Source organism: Mycoplasma sp. HS2188 (genome assembly GCF_025209835.1).
Lineage (GTDB): Bacteria > Bacillota_I > Bacilli_A > Mycoplasmatales > Metamycoplasmataceae > Mycoplasmopsis.
On sequence record NZ_JAOAOI010000054.1, the window covers coordinates 1 to 754 of the forward strand.

Sequence of the window (754 nt, forward strand, 5' to 3'; positions counted from 1 at the left end):
TATGAATAAAGTATTACTGACAGGAAGAGTTGCTAATGAGAGTTTTTGAGAAATGAATACTAGTAAAGCAAACATTTTAAAGTTTAGTATAGCTACAAATGAGATTAATAATGAAAGTGAGTTTATTGATGTCGTTATTTTTCAAAACAATGCATTAAATTTTAAAAAATATGTGAAACAAGGTGATTTAGTAGAGGTTGTTGGCACATTAAAAAAGAATAGTTTTATTAATAGTGAAGGAGTTAAAGAATATCGTTTAGAGGTTATTGGGAATAGTGTTATTTATTCTACGAAAGCACTAAAAAATAAAACAAATAATTATGTTGTTGATGATGAAAAAACAAATGATGAAAATGAGAAAGAAAATAGTCAGGAAGACTATTTAGAAGATTTAATTATTAGATAGGAGATATTATGAATTTATTAAATAAAGTATTAGACGGTAGTACAAGTACCGGTGGTAATCAAGGAATTAAAGAAAGTTTTGATGCGATTGCAACACAAATACAATATTACATTAATATAGTATTAGGAGCGTTTGCAGGGGTTTTAACAATAGCAATTGTGATTATTGCAGCTATTGCATTTTTTAAAGCAGGTAAGACAGAATCAGAAGAAGAAAGACAAGGTCAAATGAGAAGAATTAAATGATTAGGAATTTTTCTTATTGCTGTAGTTGTGTTATGAGCTCTTAGTCCGATAATTACTTCGATTATTAAGTCTGCGATCGGAGCATAAAAGTGTTGTTCGAAGG

Annotated in this window: 2 protein-coding genes; both read left to right on the top strand. The window is 28.4% G+C overall.

Annotated features, from left to right (window positions below; all coding sequences use genetic code 4):
- Positions 1-406, top strand: a 406-nt coding sequence (locus tag N1F73_RS03770) for a single-stranded DNA-binding protein (protein ID WP_260360167.1), incomplete at its 5' end; no start/stop codon positions are given.
- A gap of 8 nt (positions 407-414) precedes the next feature.
- Positions 415-738 (top strand): Mbov_0395 family pilin-like conjugal transfer protein, encoded by a 324-nt coding sequence (locus tag N1F73_RS03775; RefSeq protein ID WP_259290472.1) that lies wholly within the window; start codon positions 415-417, stop codon positions 736-738.
- Positions 739-754: the final 16 nt, after the last annotated feature.